This is a genomic window from Halopseudomonas pelagia (assembly GCF_009497895.1).
Classification (GTDB): domain Bacteria; phylum Pseudomonadota; class Gammaproteobacteria; order Pseudomonadales; family Pseudomonadaceae; genus Halopseudomonas; species Halopseudomonas pelagia_A.
This window is the reverse complement of record NZ_CP033116.1, coordinates 2358115-2376409: the sequence shown is the minus strand read 5'-3', so window position 1 is coordinate 2376409 and position 18295 is coordinate 2358115. Positions and strand designations below refer to the sequence as shown.

The window sequence follows — 18295 nt, the reverse complement described above, 5'->3', positions numbered from 1 at the left end:
GCCGAATGTTTGAACATATTGTCCGGCACGGCATCCTGGTTACCGTCACGGTATTGATTGTTTGCGTGCTGGGCGTGATTGCTGCACTGCGGATTCCGGTGCAGATGATTCCGGACCTGGAAACCCGCACCATTACCATCGAGACAAGTTGGCCGGGGGCGACGCCGCAGGATATCGAAAAGGAAATTCTTATCGAGCAGGAAGAATTCCTGCGCAACATTCCCTACCTGGAAGAGATCACGTCCACCGCCACTACCGGCTCGGCGGAAATCGAGCTGGACTTTCCCTTTGGCGTGGATATCACCGAGACCCTGATACGCGTCAACAATGCTCTCACTCAGGTGCCCTCCTACCCGGAGAATGTGGATGAGCCGCGCGTCAGCGCAACCTCCTTCTCTTCCAACGCTTTCATGTATTTCACCGTCTCGCCGCTGGAGAATAATCCACGTGGGCTGGATATGGACATGATGCGTGACTACATCGAAGACAATGTACGCACGCGCATGTCCAGTGTTGCCGGCGTGGCCCAGGTCGAGGTTCGTGGTGGGGCCGCGCGTCAGGTCCAGATCCGTATTGACCCCGAGCGACTGTCCGCCCGCGGCCTGAGTCTGAATGACGTGCGCGAGGCCATCGGCGAGCGCAATCAGGATATCTCCGGCGGCGAGATCGATAGCGGCAAACGCAGCTACCTGCTGCGTACGGTGGGCCGGTTTGATGATCTTGCAGATCTGGAAAACATGATTCTGACCCGCCGCGAAGACAGCCTTACGCGGCTGCGCGACGTGGCTGAAGTGGAGCTGGATCATTTCCGTATCCGTGATCGCTCCTATTACAACGGCAGCCCGGTAATCAGTCTGGCGGTTCGTCGGGAAAGTGGCTCGAATGTCATCCGTATCAAGGAGGACATGCAGGCCGAGATCGAGCTGATCAACCAAGAGCTGCTAAACCCGGAGGGCATGCAACTACGCTTGACCGCCGATGACGTAGTCTATGTGCAGGCCTCGATCATCAACGTCTGGAAAAACCTGCTGCTTGGGGCCCTGCTTTCGACGCTGATCATGTATCTGTTCATGCGCTCGTTTCGCGCTACCGCAGTGGGCGTGATCGGCATTCCCATCTGCACCATCGCCGCCTTCCTCGGGCTGGCATTGGCCGGGCGCACCATTAACGTTATCTCCTTGGCGGGCGTTGCTTTTGCTATCGGCATGACGCTGGATAACAGTATCGTCGTGCTGGAGAGCATCGAACTGGAGCGCCGCCGGGGATTGGATCGACTCAAGGCCGCCATTAGTGGGGTAAAAAAAGTCTGGCCCGCGGTCCTGGCCTCAACCCTGACCACCATTATGGTCTTTCTTCCGGTGGCCTTTATTGCCGAAGAGGCCGGTCAGCTGTATTCCGACGTCGCCATCGCCATCGCCGCCTCCATTCTGGCCTCGATGCTGGTGGCGATTACCGTCATTCCAACCATCAGCGCGCGGCTGGATTTCAAACAGAAATCCGACCCGGTCAGTGTCGGCGCGCGCTTGCATGCGGCGGTAGTGCGGCGCCTGGACTGGTTGGTGGCCACCGCCACCCGGCGTATCGGCTGCCTGGCCGTCACGCTGATTGTCAGCCTGTCGATCATTGTCTTTCTGACGCCACCGGCTGAGTATCTGCCAGAGGGCGAGGAGCCGAAGACCTTCGCCTCCATGAACGCCCCGCCCGGCTACAACCTGGCGACGATGGAAGCCTATGCAGAAGAAATACAGGCCTATTTTCTGCCATTCCTGGATGACGATCCCGCCGCTTACGAGAACGGTGATACCGACGTACCAGCGATGAAATACATGAACCTGGGCGTGAATGCGCAAAGCCTGAGAATCATTACCGAGCCCAAGGATCCGTCGCAGATCAATGATCTGATGGCGGCTCTGGAACGCAAATATGAAACCTATCCTGGCATGCGCGCCTTCGCTGCACGCGGGTCCATCATCAGCAGCAACGACGGCGGAACGCGCAGCGTCAACCTGGATATATCCGGCCCGGACCTGGCCACGCTTTACAGCGTCGCGCAGACCGCCTACAACCGCGCAGGAGAAGTGTTCGACGACCCCGGCCTGCAATCCCAGCCGCCCAGCCTCTCGCTGGCGCAGCCGTTGTTACAGGTTCGGCCTGACTGGGAGCGCGCAGCGGAAGTCGGCATGAACACCGAAGACGTGGGCTTTTCCATCGCGGCCCTCACCGATGGCGCCTTTGTTAACGAGTTTTTCCTGGCTGACGACAAGATCGATATGTACCTGTACAACCAGCAAGGCCCAGGCGCGACGCTGGAGACACTGGACAACATTGCGGTCTACACACCCGCCGGCGAAACGCTGTTGTTATCCGAGCTGACCCGTACTGAAGAGAGCGTCGACACCAGCACGGTGAGGCGCAAGGATGGCCGCCGTACCATTACCTTGAACATCATCCCGCCCCGCTCGGTGCCATTGGAGACAGGCGTGGAGATCGTCCGCCGCGATGTAGTTGAATACCTGCGCGATAACGGCGAAGTGCCCACCGGGGTAAACCTGACCATTTCCGGTGCGGCCGACCAACTGGACGCGACGCGTGAATCCCTGGCCAGCAACTACCTGGTGGCACTGATCATTGTCTATCTGTTGATGGTCGCGATCTTCAGTCACTGGGGCTACCCGCTGCTGATCATGACCACTATCCCGCTGGGTATCGCGGGCGGTATTGCCGGACTGGCCCTGCTCAACCTCACGGGTTGGGTAATGCAGCAAATGGGGATGAATGGCTTCACCCAGCCTTTTGACATGATCTCGATGCTCGGCTTCCTGATCCTGATGGGTACCGTGGTCAACAATCCGATACTGATCGTCGATCGGGCTATCCGCAATGGTCTGGAAGACGGCATGAATGCTGTCGATGCGGTCAATGAAGCGGTGGCTTCGCGCCTGCGTCCAATCGCGATCTCCACCATCACCACCATTTGTGGTCTGGCGCCACTGGTGTTCCTGCCCGGTGCGGGAAGCGAGCTGTACCGCGGTGTCGGCGTGATCGTCATGGCGGGCATTATCGGCGCCACGCTGGTCACCCTGACGATGCTTCCGGCATTGACCATTATGGTGCTGCAATGGCAGGAAAAACGCCTTGAGCAAAAGGCACAGAAATCTGTTTGACAAGCATTCTCATTCACATTAGCATGCAGAGCATAGTCATTTGCCCCAGGGTCAACGCCATGTATGTATGTCTTTGCAAAGGTGTATCAGACAAACAAATTCGTAACGCCGTTGCCGAAGGTGCATGCAGCATGCGCGATCTACGCAATACTCTTGATGTAGCCAACCAGTGCGGCAAGTGCGCACGCGATTGCAAGTCGCTGTTGAACGAATCCGTGCTGGCTGCCGCCAATGCATTCAGCGGTCAGTTCGTCGCCGCCTGATAAACGCCCCGCTTATTTTCTGATCCAAGCCCCATCAAATTCAGTTTTTAACTAACGCCTAACTCAGGCCTGCGCTGCATGCCTGAGTCCAGACTCTATGCTCTGATCAAGCAACCAGCGACGCAATATCTGAATCCCCGGCTCATGTCGCCGACTGGTTTTCCAGGCGAAGAAAAACTGGTCTCCGGTCATCAGATGGTGACAAGGCAAGCGCACAAAATCCGCCGAATCCGCGCGGTTACTCAGCATATAGTCATTAGTCAGTGCTATGCCCTGATGATAGCGCGCCGCCTCCAGCGCCAACAGCATATGGCTGAAGTGCTGCAAACGACTGCCCTTGGGTAAGGGTTCGCCGCCCGCGTCGAACCAGGCCGCCCAATCTCCACCGGCGCGATTGTAGATACTATGTGTAGACAGCAGCGGATATGCCGCCAGCAGCGCCGGGTGCATTGACGCCCCTGGCGACAAATGCAGCCCCGGGTCAATCTCCTGCTCGCGGCATAATGTCTGCCAGTATTGCTGGCTGCATACCGGGAACAGCCGTTCGGTGTAGAGCAACTCATAGCTGAATGCCGAAGAATCAGGCCTGACGGTAATAAAACAATCCGCAACCCGATCAGACAATTGCGGATTCCCGCCACTCATCTCCAATGACAGATCAAGCTGTGGCCACTGCTTCTGCAATACCGGCAGCCGGGGTACCAGCCAGCGTACGGCAAAAGAACTGAATACCGACAAGCGCAGCCGCGCCGTTTCGTGGCCCAGCAACTGCTCACTGGCGCGCTCGATCTGCAGCAGTGCGGTACTGACCGCATCGAAGTATTGCCGCCCTTCGTCGGTGAGCGCCAGGTATCGTCCCGTGCGAATAAACAAAGGCTCACCCAGGTAGGTTTCCAGCAACTTGATCTGATGGCTGACCGCGCTCTGCCCTACCGCTAATTCTTCGGCAGCCAGGGAAAAGCTATTGAGCCGCGCCACCGCTTCAAATACCGGCAGCGCTTTAAGGGGAGGTAATTTCATGACTCATCTTTAGTATCTATATTTCTAATAGATACTAGCCAAATATCATTTTCACGGATAGCCCCCACTCTTTACACTCTCGCCTCGTCAATCAGTCATGTGGAGGCCGTCATGTCAGGAAAAACCGTCAACAGTGCCATTCTGTTGCTGGTGATCGGCAACGCCCTGGCTTTGATCTCCGATGTGTTCATCAAGTTTCTGCAGGCGGATGCACCGGTCTTTCAGTACGCCTTCTTGCGCTGTGTGATTACCCTGGCATTGCTGTTGCCGTTCTGGCGGCAGTTGGATACCGGCAATCTGTTCGCCGGCGGCCGGCTGCATTTCATCCGCGGCCATGTGCATCTGGTCGGTATCGTGTGCATGGTCTACGCCTTGATCGCCCTGCCCCTGGCTACCGCCAATGCGGTTTTCTATGCGGCACCGATCATGGTGATGCTGCTCTCGGTGATGTTTTTTGGCGAGCGCCTGACCAAGCTCAGTCTGGCCGCGGTGATCAGCGGCTTTGCCGGCATTCTGGTGATCCTCCGGCCAGTCGACTTCAGCTGGGCGGCGCTGGCCGCTCTGGGATCTGCGGCGGCCTTGGCGATCAACGCCGTGCTGGTACGCAAACTGCCCCGGCAGCAGTCCACCATGCACAAGCTGTTTCTCAACTACTTGATGATCACACCAATGTGTCTGGGATTGATGCTTTGGGAAGCGGCGCCATGGAGTCAGGCGGTGCTTATCAGCGCGGCCGGTTCATCCTTGTTTATTCTCGGCTACAACGTCTGTGTGTTGCTCGCCTACAAGCATGTGGATGCCAACCAGGTCACCAGCGCGGAATACACTGGCCTGATCTGGGCTGTGATCATTGGCTGGGTGTTCTTCGCCGAAGTGCCGGATATCTGGTTTCTGGCCGGCAGCGCGATGATTGTCGTACCGCTGCTCCTGATTGGATTGCAGCAGCACCGCAAGCGTCCGCGGCCCAATCACCACGAATTGGCTGACACACGTTTTCACGCTGCGCCTGATGAAGCGGAGCAAAGCGGCGCACAAAAGACCAGCTAGCGTCAGGCTCACGCTGGGTTGAACCTGGGTTAAACCTTTGTTTAAAACTTTGTTCAAACCAAGGCAAAGGCAGCAGTAGCACCGCTGTGTCGGGCCTCGTGCTCAAGCAACCAGTGCTTGCGCCACAAACCGCCACCGTATCCGGTCAGCTTGCCGCTGGCGCCAATCACCCGATGACAGGGCACCACTAACGCCACCGGATTGGAGCCATTGGCCAAACCCACTGCGCGGCTTGCAGAGGGTCGGCCAATAGCCACGGCCAACTGACCGTAGCTGCGTGTGTGCCCTGCGGGAATATCCCTCAGGGCCTGCCACACTGCGCGCTGAAAGGCAGTGCCTGCGGTTTCGGTCTGTATGCAATCCAGCGCGCTCAGATCCCCGGCGAAATACGCACTTAAAGCCTGCCTGAGTGGTTCGGGCGTGGAACCGGGTCCAGGTTCCAGCTGATAATCGCCGTAGTGTTTATCGAGCAGCCGGATGAGTCGTGCGTGGTAGTCCTCAAAATCCAGCGCGCGCAGCCTGCCCTGTTCATCTGTGACCAGAAACAGTTGGCCCACCGGTGTGGCAAAAGTATCAAGCAGGAAGCGCATCTTTATTCTCCTCAAGTGACTTACGCATACCATCGTCAAGACCGTCGGCAGCCCAAAGGTGCATCACCGCATAGGCTCGCCAGGGTCGCCACTGCTCGGCCAAAGCAAGCAGTTGTTTGGCGTCAGGTCGCCCCTCGTCGCCAGCCATCGCTCGCTGCAGAGCCACATCAGAGGCAAGAAAAGCATCGCTCTCCTGCATGGCCCGCATGGCAATGTAGTTAGCCGTCCAATCACCGATACCCGGTAAGGCGCATAGTCGCTCTAGCGTATGTGGCAGGTCGCGCTGACGTTCGAGCAAACCGGGCTCGGCAAGACAAGCTTGAGCCAGCTTTGCCAAGGCGGTTGCTCGCGCCCGGGGCATGCCGAGGCCGACAATCTGCTCCGTATCAAACGCGTCCGGCGCTGGGAAATACCGCGTTAATCCGCTAGTGGTCGGAGCCACCAACGGCTCTCCCAGCTGGGCTACCAGGCGGCTGACCAGCGTTACGCCAGCGGCGACCGTCACTTGCTGGCCTAGGATCGCACGCACGGCAACTTCAAATGCATCCCAGGCGCCGGCCACCCGCAAACCCGGTCTGGCTGCCAGCATCAGCGCCAATGCCGGATCATGCGACAGGGCACGCTGGATCACCTCGGGATCAGCCTTCAGATCAAACATGCGGCGTAACCGGTCTATGATCAACGGTAACGACTGCAATCGGGAAAAACCTATTCTGACGCGCAGAGCATTGCGTGCCGGGACATGCTCGACGGACACTGCGCCCACATCCGAACCGATGCGGATCGTACGCTGATAGACGCCAGCCACTACCTGCTCCATACCAGGAATCGCCCGGCGTTGGAGGAAATCCAGCATTGCGTCCCAGTCGTAGGGCGGCCGGTAGGGTAACAAAAGCACGATGTCCGAATGCTCTGGAGCGTTGTTGCTCTCGCGCCTCAAGCTGCTCGGTGAGCGGCTATATAGCTGACTGAAGGCTTCGTTGAAACGCCTTATGCTGGCGAACCCGCTAGCCAGTGCTACGTCGCTCATCGGCAGAGGGGTTTGGTGAAGCAGTTGCTTGGCCAGCAACAGCCGCCGGGTTTGCGCTACGGTACTCGGCGCCGCGCCCAGGTGCTTGATGAATAGCCGGCGCAACTGTCTGGTACCCAGCCCTACCCGTTCGGCCAAGGATTCCAGGCTGCCGCTATCCAGTGCTCCGGCTTCGATCAGTGCCAAGGCGCGCGACACCACGGCGGAGGTGCCGGCCCAGGCGGCAGATGAAGGCGAACTCTCCGGACGGCAGCGCAAGCAAGGCCGAAACCCCGCCTCCTGGGCGGCAGCCGCAGTGGCTACAAAGCGGCAGTTGGCAAAACGCGGTGTGCGCGCAGGGCAGACCGGGCGGCAGTAAATCCCCGTGCTGGTGACACAGGTAAAGAACCGCCCGTCGTAACGTTCGTCACGCGCCACAACAGCCTGATAGCAATCGTTCGCTGAAATATCCATGGGCCAAGTCTACATGCACGCAGCGTAAAAGCTGGCGGTTTTCGGACCTGAATGATAACCGCCATATCCGGTATCACCCGCTGTGTCTTGACGAACGACCTGTGGTTAGAACCGCTTGACTGGGGCGAATTACGGCGTAAACATCAGCGCAAGCATTGCCTGCCTTTCAATCAAGCTGCAGATACTCCCATGTCGGTTAGCAAGCAAGTCGATCTAGTTTATCACCGCGAGTCGCGGCGGGTCCTGGCTACCCTGATTCGACTCCTGGGCGATTTCGAGCTGGCCGAAGAAGCCATGCAGGACGCCTTCGCCGCCGCATTACAGCAATGGCCACTGCAGGGCGTGCCCGACAACCCACGCGCTTGGCTGGTCAGTACTGGCAAGCACAAAGGGATAGATCAGATCCGCCGCCGGCAGACGGCCAGCCAACATTTGCAGCGCCTCGACCTGGATGACATCCCCACCCACGAGCTGAACGAAGACAGCATCGCCGACGATCAGCTGCGGCTGATTTTCACCTGTTGCCATCCTGCGTTGGCAATCGAAACCCAACTGGCCATGACCCTGCGGGAAATGTGCGGTTTGAGCACCGAGCAGGTCGCACGGTCACTGCTCCAGCAACCGGCGACCGTGGCGCAGCGGATCGTCAGGGCCAAGCGCAAGATCCGCGAAGCCGGCATTCCCTATGACGTGCCCGAACGCAAGGCGCTGCCGCAACGTTTACACAGCGTATTGCAGGTCATCTATCTGGTGTTCAACGAGGGTTATTCAAGCACCAGCGGCGAACACGTGGTCAACATCGACATGGCCAGAGAAGCTATCCGGCTCGGCACCCTGATGGCCAACTTGCTGCCTGATACCGAAGTCTACGGATTGCTGGCGCTGATGTTGCTGCAGGATTCGCGCCGCGATGCCCGGCAATCAACCCAGGGTGAACTGATCACATTGGAGGATCAGGACCGCAGCCTCTGGCACCAGACTCAGATCAGCGAAGGCGTCCGCTGGCTGGAAGCGGCGTTACAGCGCCCGCCTGCGGGGATCTACACGCTCCAGGCAGCCATCGCTGCGGTACACGCCGAGGCCAGCAGTACCGCCAATACTGACTGGAGCCAAATAATCGGCCTGTATGACGTTTTGCTGCAACGCAATCCCTCCCCGGTCATCGCGCTGAACCGCGCCGTGGCAGTGGCCATGCGCGATGGCCCGCAAGCAGGTCTGGCTTTACTGGACGTGCTCACTGATGCCCCAGCACTGCAGAACTACCATTTGTTGCCCGCTGCGCGCGCCGAGCTTTTGCGCCGTTCAGGTCAGCTATCAGCAGCGCGCGAGGCTTACCAACAAGCGCTGCAACTGGCCCAGCTCGGGCCGGAACAACGCTTTCTGCAGCGCCGGCTCGATGCGTTGGCGCTGGCATCGACTCAAACAGATAAATCGCAAAAAGGTTAGATTGCTGTCGATTTCGTGCTTTGCTCCCCGACTCATCCATATAGCACCCATTAACGTTCAGCTTATGGAGAGAAGGACATGAAATACATGTTGATGCGCAAAGCCGATGACCGGACGGAGCGCGGTGAAATGCCGAGCAATGAGATGCTCGCGACAATGGCAAGTTACAACCAGCAAATGCTCGACGCTGGGGTCTTCGTCGACGGCAATGGCCTGAGTCCCAGCTCCGAAGGTTGTCGCATCACCTTTCGTAATGGCGTCCCAACGGTCACTGACGGGCCCTTTACAGAGACCCGCGAGTTGCTGGCCGGCTACAGCATTCTTGATGTCGATTCGCGAGAAGAAGCCATCGAGTGGGCCTGCAAATGGCCGCGCATGGATAACAACGGTAACGTCACACTGGAACTACGACGCTATTTCGATCTGGAGGATTTTGTGCCCGGCGCCGGTCTCGATCAACATCGGCAGATGGCTGCCAGCATGGCCCGCAGACCCAGTAGCGTCAGCATGCATCTGGTGTTCAACGGCAATTGCCGCGAGGCAATGAACTGGTACTCCGAGGTGCTGGATGCGCGGGTGCTCGCCATGCTGACCCACGCCGAAACACCTGCAGCCAGCGAGGTTCCACCCGAGTGCCAGGAGTTGATCATCCATTCCGAGATACAGATCGGCCGCTACATCATCATGGCCGCAGACATGATGGGTGACTGCTACCAGCCACCTCAGGGATATTGCGTGCAGCTGCAATACGAAAAGGCGCAAGACGCACGCATGGTATTTGACCAATTGGCCGCCGGCGGCTCGGTGCACATGCCCTTCGAAAGAACCTTCTGGGCTGAGGGTTTTGGCATGCTGACCGACCGCTTCGGGACTGGCTGGATGCTGAATGCCGGGGTGGCGCCCATCGAGAACTGCACGCAAACAACTGCTGCTTCAGCATAAACCCGGCTTGGCATAGAACTTGGCATGGAAAAGGGAGATGACGATGAAATACCTGGCACTGGTTTATTATCAGGAAAGCCTGATCAACGCGATGACGGAACAGGAGTGGCATGATCTGAACCAGCAATGCATTCGCTGCGTCGAGAATCTAACGGAGAAAGGCCACTACCTGGCTGGCCAAGCGCTGCAGCCGGTCAGCAACGCGACCACCGTACGGGTACGTGATGGTGAAGCCATTATTTCCGATGGGCCCTTCGCCGAAACCAAAGAGCAACTAGCCGGTTTCTACATGCTCGAAGCGCGAGACTTGAACGAAGCACTGCAGCTGGCCAGCCACATCCCTCCTGCCAGGCTTGGTAGTGTAGAGGTGCGACCGGTCCGGGAATTGCCGCCGAAAGACCAGAGCGTTTGATGGAATCAGGCTGGCTGTTGCCCAACGGCAACGCCAGCCTGAATCACCCCATCAGGCGTCGACGATCATCTGAAACCCACCGTAGATCATGCGTTTGCCATCAAACGGCATGGGGTTGTTTTCCATGTCCAGGCGCGGGTCAGCCATGACTTTCTCCATACCCATATCGCGCACCTCTCGAGACGGCCAGGTGATCCAGGAAAAAACCACCGTTTCGTCATCACGCAATTTGACCGCCATCGGGAAGGAGGTCACCTCGCCATCAGGCACGTCATCGCCCCAGCATTCAACCAGGCTCAATGCGCCATGGTCCTTGAAAACCACCGCCGCGTCAGCCGCATGCTGGCGATATTTCTCTTTATTCGCGGTAGGCACCGCGACCACAAACCCATCTACATAAAGCATAAAATTCTCCACTGTTCAGTACCATTGTCGGGGTAGAAAACCCAGGTCTGCGCATTGATACACGCTACCTGCCTATCAGTCGTTCCAGACCCGGACAAATCGACAAATGCGGATCAAAATCATTACTCCAGGTATTTCAACGATTTACCCCATCAGCCATTTGACAGCCCTGTCAGCGATGACCAAACTCAACACTTGATTAACGCGAGGAAGCAGTCATGAAAGGCGACAAAAAGGTCATTCAGCACCTGAACATCATCCTGGGCAATGAACTGGTAGCCATCAACCAGTACTTTTTGCACGCGCGCATGCTGCAGGACTGGGGCTTGAACAAGATGGGCGATCACGAGTATCACGAGTCCATCGATGAAATGAAGCACGCCGACATGCTGGTCAAGCGCATCCTGTTTCTCGAAGGTCTGCCGAATCTTCAGGATCTGGGCAAGCTGATGATCGGCGAGACCGTACCGGAAATCATCGACTGCGATCTGAAGCTGGAAATGAAAGCCATACCGGATCTGCGCGAGGCCATCGCCTATTGCGAAAGCGTCGCGGATTACGGCAGCCGAGAGCTGTGCGAAAGCATTCTTGAGTCCGAGGAAGAGCACGTCGACTGGCTGGAAACCCAGAAAGGTCTTATCGATAAAGTCGGTCTGGAAAATTTCCTGCAATCACAAATGTGATCTTGCTCTGCGGCTGATGCGGGTGGGCCTTCTGGCTGGCCCGCGCAGCCTGCAGACCACTGCCTGCTTTATGGGTCGAAGTCGCCGCCTGTCAACCAATGTATTTCAGTACTATAATCCTGCCCCTTACCTCCAAGGACAGGGCTCTAGCCAATGCTTCTCATAAAACCCGCTGCCATTACCTGCGCATTGATTACCACTCTGGCCCTTTCCGGCTGCGCCAGCCTGAAAGGCGATTCAGACGCCGCCCCAGTCTCCGCTGATGCGCTGCTGCCTGCCTACTATTGGACTCTGGAGGAAGCAGAAGATCAGCATGGCAATCGCAATCAGGGCCTGTTCGGCGGCGATGCCGAGCCGTTGCAACTGCGTTTTGATAACAACATGATCAACGTCTCCGGCGCCTGCAACCGGCTCAGCGGCTCCTACAGCATCAAGGGTGATGACCTGGTTGCCGGCAATCTGATGCAAACCATGATGGCCTGTGAGGAACCATTGATGCTCCGTGAAGGGAGCATCAAGACCTATCTGGAAACCCCGTTGGAAATGGCGCTGGAGGCACACCCGCACAGCCCCAGCCTGACCTTGAGCAGCGATGAAGCCGGCAAACTCGTATTGCAAGGCAAGGCTACCCCACAAACGCGCTACGGCAGTGAGGGCGAAACCCTGTTCATGGAGGTGCAAGCGCAGACAGTCGCCTGTCCACACCCGTTGATTCCTGATTATCAATGTATGCGAGTGCGCGAGCTAACGTACGACGCTCAAGGTCTGAAAACCTCGGACAGTGAATGGACCCTGCTTTACCAAGGCATCGAAGGGTTTGACCATCAACCTGGCACACGCAATATTCTGCGCCTGCAACGCTTTGTCGTCGCTAACCCGCGAGCCGATGAGCCGGGTATCGCCTACGTGCTGGACACGGTCATCGAGTCGGTCAGGGTGATGGAATAAACCATCACTCAGGATCAGTGGTGGGCCAGATCCTTATCGGTGAACAACCAGTCACGTAGCTCTTTATCAAACACCGGATCACGCCGGCGGATCCATTCCAGGGTCATCGCGGCGTGTTCTTTCTCTTCGTCACGGTTGTGCTTGAGCACGGCCTTGAGGTCGGCATCCTTGCACGCGTCGACGCGCTGGTTGTACCAATCCATGGCTTCCAGTTCTTCCATCAGCGATACGATGGCGCGGTGCATATCGCGGGTCTCGTCGCTCAGCTCGGAAACGGGTTCGTGATAACCTTCATTTGACATTAAAACGTCCTCTTGATTGATGTTCCAGCATGCTATTGAAGCGCTCCCAATTGGGCAACCCTACCAATGCGATAAACCCCTGCGCCAGTGAGATGGCAAGTGTTGGCTCAGCCTACCTGCCAACCATCTGCCCGGCACAGCGCAAGTAATCGAGCACGACATGGCAGGTAGTGGGCCAGTGCCTGTTTAAATTCCTCACTATTGATCGCCGCGCCCTGCTTCACCGCTGCTGCCAGCAACGGTGCCGGGCAGTCAGGATCTTGCTTAACGGTCGCCCCGGAAGCGTGTAGCTGGGCAAAGTTGTGGATACTGCTATTGACTACCTGCAACACGCCCATTGGCGCGCGGCGGTCTGGCGCAGCTACCTGCAACACAAAGCAGGCATCCGCCAACAGCAACACAGCATGCGCTGGAGAAAAATCCACCGAGGTGGAATGAAAATACGCCAGTATCGGATAAGCCAGATGCTTGAGTCGCTGGTGATCGATTTCTCCCGCAGTGGTCAGAAAATGATTTTTCAACGAATCGCGCGGATCGCTCAATCTGGCGTTGTCTATAACCTGCGTTACGCTCGTGCCCATGCCAAAAACCGACTGCGCCAACTTCTTGCGATCAATCGCCGCCGACACTACGGACAGCACATAGGACAGAGAGACCGTCAGCACCGCCGTTCCAGCCAGGGTTCCCAGGGTTGCCAGCAGCGTCCATGGAAACGCCGACGGCACCCAGTCACCATACCCCAGTCCGGACAGGGTGGTGTTAATGAAGTAGTAGCGCGTCTCCAGCGACGCCGGCGCATTCGAGCTACCGTGCACTACCGAGTCGGGCTGCACCGAGAAGATCAGCAGCAGTGCCAGCCCAATCAGACAGTACCAGAGCAGAATGCTGCTGAGCAGCACGAAGGGTCCCGCCAGCGACAGTACCCGATGGATTGGCCGCCGCCGGTGCAGGTGCAGCAGACCTGCCCAGATCCATTTACCCCAACGATAGGACAGCGGCCCTGCCCCCTGCGTACTGAACACCGTGATAAACACATCCCACAGTGTCAGCAGTAGAACAAAGACCGCCAGAATGACCAACAGCATCTGTGTCCTCCATGCCTGAAAATGGTATGCGGTCAGACTCAAATAGGCGGCGAAGGGTTCAGTTGGCAGCCCGACGGACGCAGGCCAGAAGCCCTGCTGCGCCAGCAAACAACCCGGCAAAGGTACGGTTGAGCAGCCGCTGTTGCCGTGGTGAGCGCAGCAATCCCAGTACACGTGCCGCCAGGCCGGTATAACCCGCCATGACGATCAGATCAACCACCACCATGGTTATGGCGATCAGCAGATACTGACCCAGCAACGGCCTGCTCAGATCCAGAAATTGTGGCAGCACCGCCAACATGAACACCACCGCCTTGGGATTACTGGCGTTGATCAGAAAGCCGCGCATGACCAGGCTCAGCGGCCGACCTACCGGTCTGGTCAAAGAGGCTGCATGCATATCCACGGGTGCAGCGCGCCATTGACGCCAGGCCAGGAAGAGTAAATAGCCGACCCCAAACCATTTGATCAATCTGAACGCCAGCTCCGAGGTTGCCAGCAACGCGCCGACCCCCGCAGCCACGACGGCGATCTGCAACAGCAGCCCGAACTGCAAACCGAGGGCCGTCCAATAGCCACGCAGGAAGCCGTAATTCAGGCCACTGGACATCGACGCGATAGCACCGGCGCCAGGCGACAAGCTGATGATCCAGCACGCCAGCAGGAAGGCCAGCCAGGTTTCGATACTCATTTTCTACTCTGCCAGGATGGGTCGATAGCGAGGAACTCTAGCAACAAAATACGCCGTTGGCGCGCTGGTTTTTAAAACTTCACTGCCAGACTGAACAGCCGAGGGGATTGCCTGTCTATCACTTAGCAGCCTGCCATAACATGCACTCATCATTACCCCTTCAGGCTGCCTAACAGGAGAAGTGTCCATGCCTACTTTCAGATTACTCACTGCCGCCCTGGCGCTCAGCGCCCTGGGAATGGCCGCCCCTGCGCTTGCCGACGAACACGCCGCAGATCACGGAGCGGAGCATACTCGGGACGCGGATACAGAAGCTGAGATCGGTGGCTCCGCCCAGGTGCCAAACACGCGCGAGGGTGCCGAAACAACCAACCCCTATGACGATGTTGGCCTGGATGAAATGGGCGATGAAATAAGTGATGAAATGAATACCGACGAAGACGCCATTCAAGATGACGAGCAACCGATCAACGAATGAGGCTTGCCAAGCGCCGGCTGAAGGCGCAATTTGGAACAGTGGAAGGGTCGCAAGCGTGAAGCGCAAGCCGGCCCTTCGCAAGTGGGAACTTTGATCGCCGCAAGGCGTTGAAGCGCAGGTAAATAACCATAAGGAATTTCCTATGCAGGTACAGGTCAACAGCAAGCACATTCAAGGCAGCGCACGGCTGCAGGAATGGGTCAGCGCTACAGTCACCGACCAACTTGATCACTTCGATGATTACCTCACCCGAGTCGAAATACACCTTAGCGACGAGAATGCGCATAAGGCTGGAACCGACGACAAGCGTTGTCAGATCGAACTTCGCCCCAAAGGCCATCAGGCCATGTCTGTCACGCACAAGGCCGAATCTCTGGAACAGGCAGTTAACGGCGCCGCCACCAAGGCGCGCCATGCCCTGGAGCACCTGATGGGCAAACTGGAAGCCAAAGGCACCCCAGCCAAGCTGCTCAGCGACCCCTTGCAGGACGAAGAGCCCAAAGCGGTCAAAGACGCCCTATTGCAGGAAGAATTTCTCGCTCGGCAACACGAACTCGGCAATAGCTGACTCGCGTTTTCAGTCTAGGCACTTTTCAGTCTAGACACATGGGGAGCGCCTCTCCGGCGCTTCCCTCTTGATATCACCTTATACCCTGGAGCCATGCAGGTTTCTGGATAGATAATATGGAACACCCTCATGCGTCAGAAGCCTTGCGTTATTCGCCGCATGCAGCAGGATGATCTGGTCGCAGCTGCACAAATCCACAAAGACGCATTTACCCGACAGCGTAATTCCTATCACTGGCTGGCATGTAACCTGGTGGCCTACCCGCGCATCGTGGCGTACATAGCGACCCAAGATGAGCGATGCCTAGGCTACTGCCTGTGGACCCAGAAAAGCGGCTTTCGCCCCGAAGTGGTACTTGAGCTGGAGCAGATCGCCGTATCAGCTGAATTTCAGGGCAAAGGCGTTGGCGCAGAGCTGATCAGGGAATCGCTGCAGGATATTCGCTCGATCCTGGTGACGCATGGATCGGCGCTCAAACATGTACTGATAACAACCCGTGCGGACAACAGTGCACAACGACTCTACGCGGCTGTGCTGGGTGCCAAGGTCGAGGCTGTCATCAATAACCTGTACTCCGCCGATGAGGTGATCATGGTCGCCCGTGACCTTTCACATATTGGCCAGGCACCGCGATCACCCGATGCCGAAAATCCGCTCCAGAGCTAACAATCCGACTGAATCACTGACCTTCGAGCTGCTGTTCAATCAGCCCTGACAACTGCTCCCAACCTGGCCGGGTAAGCGGGATGTTATCGACCAGCACGGTAGGCGTGCTCGCCACTCGCAGTTGTTGCGCAATCGCTGCACTGGCTTCTACCTGCTCGCGGCGTTGCTCAGTATTCATGCAGCGTTCAAAGCGTCCTTCGTTCAATTCCAGGTTCTGAGCATAACCGTTGAAAATCCTCAGCGGATCACCCTGCGCACTCCAGCTGGATTGACTGGCAAACAATTGATCATGCATTGCCCAATAGGCACCCTGATCCCCCGCGCAACGGGCTGCCTGTGCGGCAGGAAGCGCATTGCGATGCTGACTCAGCGGTAGCTCGAAGAACACCAGGCGCACCTTGCCGGTATCTATATAGTCCGTGCGCAACTGCTCATGTACCCGAGCAAAGGCGGCACATGCGGGACATTGATAATCGGCGAATTCGCGCACCACTACAGGCGCATCCGGATCACCCAGTTCAACACCGTAACGATCCAGTTCCGCGGGAAACGGCGGCGTATTTTCCGGCACGCTTGGCAGTGCCGTGGTCGGGCCGCTACCGGGTGTGGCCAGGTACACCGTTAACCCGACAAGTGCCAGAACCACCACCAGCCCGCCGCCCCATAGCAGCGACTGTTTGTGTTTGCGCTTCTCGCGCTGCGGTGCTGGTTCCCCGGTGGTCCGTCGGCGCTTTGCTTCTCCCATGATGCTCATCCTGTTAACAATGTTGTGCTTGAAGCCAATGCTGGCATCGGCAAATTTCAGGGGCCAAGCGTACACCCAGAAACGACGCGGTGGTGAGCATAAAGAAAACTCTTGAAACTTTTTTCAGCCCCCCCATGTCGCATGGGTACGGCGAAGGTCATTCCGCAACACAATCTGGCGGCGCAGTTGCCGCGACAGCTTGAACATCCGCAGCGCGTACCAAAGCAAGACTCGCACCGGCAACCTGATTCATCTCTGTATGAACAATCTCTGCTGCCACGCTCTGACGGAAATACAACCCGCGATCATTGGACCTTTGCCCAGGACGCTGAACTGTGCTCTTACAGACAGATAACAGATAACCCTGGAGGTTACCCGCATGACGAAATCGTTGGATTTATACCCCACCCGCCTGTCGGAACACCACGCGCCGGTAAGGCGCCGCGACCCCGTAGTGCACTCGCGCAATCAACATCGCTGGAATGGTCCGCTGGACGAGGTGGCTTTGTCCCATTACGAGCGCGATGGTTTTCTCTGGTTTGAAGGCTTCTTTTCCCAGGAAAGCATGCAGCCGTTCTTTGAAGAGCTGAAGGAAATGGCTCAGGACCCTGAAATGCTCAAATCCGAACAGGTCATCTCCGACCCGGCCAGCGGCGCCATTCGCTCGGTATTCGGTATGCATGAGCTGTCGGAACGGTTCAGCAAGTTGACCCGCGACCCGCGAATCCTGGGCATGGTCCGCCAGTTGTTGGGCAGCGAGGTGTACATCCACCAGTCGCGCATCAACGACAAGTACGGCTTTCAAGGCAGCGGATTTGACTGGCATTCGGATTTTGAAACCTGGCACGCCGAAGACGGCATGCCACGGATGCGCGCCGTCAGTGCGTCGTTAATGCTGACTGACAACAACGAGTTCAACGGCCCGCTGATGCTCATCCCTGGCTCGCACCACCAATTCGTGCCCTGTGTCGGTGAAACCCCCGAGGCCAATTGGGAGAGCTCGCTGAAGGCGCAGAAAGCCGGTGTACCTGACGAAACCGTCCTCGCGGACCTGGGCAAGCGCGGCGGTATTCAAGCACCCAAGGGGCCTGCTGGCTCACTGCTGTTATTCGAGTGCAATGTGCTGCATGCGTCAAACGGCAATATGTCGCCCTGGCCACGCTCCAATCTGTTCTTCGTCTACAACAGCGTCGACAACCCATTGGGCGTGCCCTACGCCGCGAATAGCGAACGGCCTGAATACCTGGGTGCGCGCCGCAACGTGAAGCCCCTGGAAATTCACGATGACTTCCCCGAGCTGGCCGGCCAGGGCGTTGAACCCCTGCAAGGCCATGGCTAGATTCGGGATCGGCTAGCG

At 57.6% G+C, this 18295-nt stretch carries 20 protein-coding genes; 12 read left to right on the top strand and 8 right to left on the bottom strand.

The window, feature by feature from the left end; translation table 11 throughout:
- Positions 1 to 5 precede the first annotated feature (5 nt).
- Positions 6 to 3164, top strand: a complete 3159-nt coding sequence (locus EAO82_RS11220; protein ID WP_096345794.1) for an efflux RND transporter permease subunit — start codon at positions 6 to 8, stop codon at positions 3162 to 3164.
- Positions 3165 to 3223: 59 nt separating this feature from the next.
- The gene (locus EAO82_RS11215; RefSeq protein WP_096345793.1) at positions 3224 to 3427 is read left to right on the top strand and encodes a bacterioferritin-associated ferredoxin; all 204 of its coding nucleotides are present in this window, start codon (positions 3224 to 3226) and stop codon (positions 3425 to 3427) included.
- A gap of 63 nt (positions 3428 to 3490) precedes the next feature.
- On the opposite strand, the gene EAO82_RS11210 is transcribed toward EAO82_RS11215, so the two are convergent.
- Positions 3491 to 4447 (bottom strand): LysR substrate-binding domain-containing protein, encoded by a 957-nt coding sequence (locus EAO82_RS11210; RefSeq protein WP_096345792.1) that lies wholly within the window; start codon positions 4445 to 4447, stop codon positions 3491 to 3493.
- Between the two features lie 111 nt (positions 4448 to 4558).
- Between EAO82_RS11210 and EAO82_RS11205 the strand changes: the two genes are divergently transcribed.
- Positions 4559 to 5494: a DMT family transporter gene (locus EAO82_RS11205; RefSeq protein WP_096345791.1), complete on the top strand. Its 936-nt coding sequence runs from the start codon at positions 4559 to 4561 to the stop codon at positions 5492 to 5494.
- 53 nt (positions 5495 to 5547) lie between these two features.
- Here the strand turns inward: EAO82_RS11205 and ogt are convergent, their stop codons facing one another.
- Together ogt and EAO82_RS11195 are read right to left on the bottom strand one after the other, a co-directional pair.
- Complete coding sequence (gene ogt, locus EAO82_RS11200) at positions 5548 to 6084, bottom strand: methylated-DNA--[protein]-cysteine S-methyltransferase (protein ID WP_096345790.1); 537 nt, start codon at positions 6082 to 6084, stop codon at positions 5548 to 5550.
- On the bottom strand, positions 6068 to 7567 hold the full coding sequence (locus EAO82_RS11195) for an AlkA N-terminal domain-containing protein (RefSeq protein WP_096345789.1): 1500 nt from the start codon (positions 7565 to 7567) through the stop codon (positions 6068 to 6070). Before EAO82_RS11195 ends, ogt begins: the two co-directional genes overlap by 17 nt.
- Before the next feature lie 189 nt (positions 7568 to 7756).
- Between EAO82_RS11195 and EAO82_RS11190 the strand changes: the two genes are divergently transcribed.
- The 3 genes from EAO82_RS11190 (at position 7757) to EAO82_RS11180 (ending at position 10367) form a co-directional block, all read left to right on the top strand.
- Positions 7757 to 9013 (top strand): RNA polymerase sigma factor, encoded by a 1257-nt coding sequence (locus EAO82_RS11190; protein ID WP_096345885.1) that lies wholly within the window; start codon positions 7757 to 7759, stop codon positions 9011 to 9013.
- Positions 9014 to 9091: 78 nt separating this feature from the next.
- Positions 9092 to 9955, top strand: coding sequence for a YciI family protein (locus tag EAO82_RS11185; RefSeq protein WP_096345788.1), 864 nt, complete (start codon positions 9092 to 9094; stop codon positions 9953 to 9955).
- Positions 9956 to 9998: 43 nt separating this feature from the next.
- Positions 9999 to 10367, top strand: a complete 369-nt coding sequence (locus EAO82_RS11180) for a YciI family protein (RefSeq protein ID WP_096345884.1) — start codon at positions 9999 to 10001, stop codon at positions 10365 to 10367.
- A 51-nt stretch (positions 10368 to 10418) separates the two neighbouring features.
- Here EAO82_RS11180 and EAO82_RS11175 read toward each other — a convergent pair whose 3' ends face one another.
- A complete protein-coding gene (locus EAO82_RS11175; RefSeq protein ID WP_096345787.1) occupies positions 10419 to 10772 on the bottom strand; it encodes a DUF1428 domain-containing protein in 354 nt (117 codons plus the stop codon).
- Between the two features lie 218 nt (positions 10773 to 10990).
- Here EAO82_RS11175 and bfr point away from each other — a divergent pair, with 218 nt between their 5' ends.
- Both bfr and EAO82_RS11165 read left to right on the top strand, forming a co-directional pair.
- On the top strand, positions 10991 to 11455 hold the full coding sequence (bfr, locus tag EAO82_RS11170) for a bacterioferritin (RefSeq protein WP_096345786.1): 465 nt from the start codon (positions 10991 to 10993) through the stop codon (positions 11453 to 11455).
- Between the two features lie 153 nt (positions 11456 to 11608).
- Positions 11609 to 12403 carry a DUF4377 domain-containing protein gene (locus EAO82_RS11165; RefSeq protein WP_096345785.1) on the top strand — a complete coding sequence of 265 codons (795 nt, stop codon included), beginning with the start codon at positions 11609 to 11611 and terminating at the stop codon, positions 12401 to 12403.
- A gap of 14 nt (positions 12404 to 12417) precedes the next feature.
- Here the strand turns inward: EAO82_RS11165 and EAO82_RS11160 are convergent, their stop codons facing one another.
- The 3 genes from EAO82_RS11160 to EAO82_RS11150 form a co-directional block, all read right to left on the bottom strand.
- Positions 12418 to 12705 carry an encapsulin-associated ferritin-like protein gene (locus tag EAO82_RS11160; RefSeq protein ID WP_096345784.1) on the bottom strand — a complete coding sequence of 96 codons (288 nt, stop codon included), beginning with the start codon at positions 12703 to 12705 and terminating at the stop codon, positions 12418 to 12420.
- A 107-nt stretch (positions 12706 to 12812) separates the two neighbouring features.
- Positions 12813 to 13790, bottom strand: coding sequence for a hypothetical protein (locus EAO82_RS11155; RefSeq protein ID WP_096345783.1), 978 nt, complete (start codon positions 13788 to 13790; stop codon positions 12813 to 12815).
- 58 nt (positions 13791 to 13848) lie between these two features.
- Positions 13849 to 14481 (bottom strand): LysE family transporter, encoded by a 633-nt coding sequence (locus tag EAO82_RS11150; RefSeq protein WP_096345782.1) that lies wholly within the window; start codon positions 14479 to 14481, stop codon positions 13849 to 13851.
- 187 nt (positions 14482 to 14668) lie between these two features.
- Here EAO82_RS11150 and EAO82_RS11145 point away from each other — a divergent pair, with 187 nt between their 5' ends.
- From EAO82_RS11145 to EAO82_RS11135, 3 genes are all read left to right on the top strand, one after another.
- Complete coding sequence (locus EAO82_RS11145; RefSeq protein WP_096345781.1) at positions 14669 to 14959, top strand: hypothetical protein; 291 nt, start codon at positions 14669 to 14671, stop codon at positions 14957 to 14959.
- Between the two features lie 142 nt (positions 14960 to 15101).
- On the top strand, positions 15102 to 15527 hold the full coding sequence (locus EAO82_RS11140) for an HPF/RaiA family ribosome-associated protein (protein ID WP_096345780.1): 426 nt from the start codon (positions 15102 to 15104) through the stop codon (positions 15525 to 15527).
- A gap of 129 nt (positions 15528 to 15656) precedes the next feature.
- Positions 15657 to 16193 carry a GNAT family N-acetyltransferase gene (locus tag EAO82_RS11135; protein WP_218838575.1) on the top strand — a complete coding sequence of 179 codons (537 nt, stop codon included), beginning with the start codon at positions 15657 to 15659 and terminating at the stop codon, positions 16191 to 16193.
- Between the two features lie 13 nt (positions 16194 to 16206).
- Here the strand turns inward: EAO82_RS11135 and EAO82_RS11130 are convergent, their stop codons facing one another.
- A complete protein-coding gene (locus EAO82_RS11130) occupies positions 16207 to 16938 on the bottom strand; it encodes a DsbA family protein (RefSeq protein ID WP_096345882.1) in 732 nt (243 codons plus the stop codon).
- 379 nt (positions 16939 to 17317) lie between these two features.
- Between EAO82_RS11130 and thpD the strand changes: the two genes are divergently transcribed.
- On the top strand, positions 17318 to 18277 hold the full coding sequence (gene thpD / locus EAO82_RS11125; protein ID WP_096345779.1) for an ectoine hydroxylase: 960 nt from the start codon (positions 17318 to 17320) through the stop codon (positions 18275 to 18277).
- The last annotated feature ends 18 nt before the right edge of the window (positions 18278 to 18295 follow it).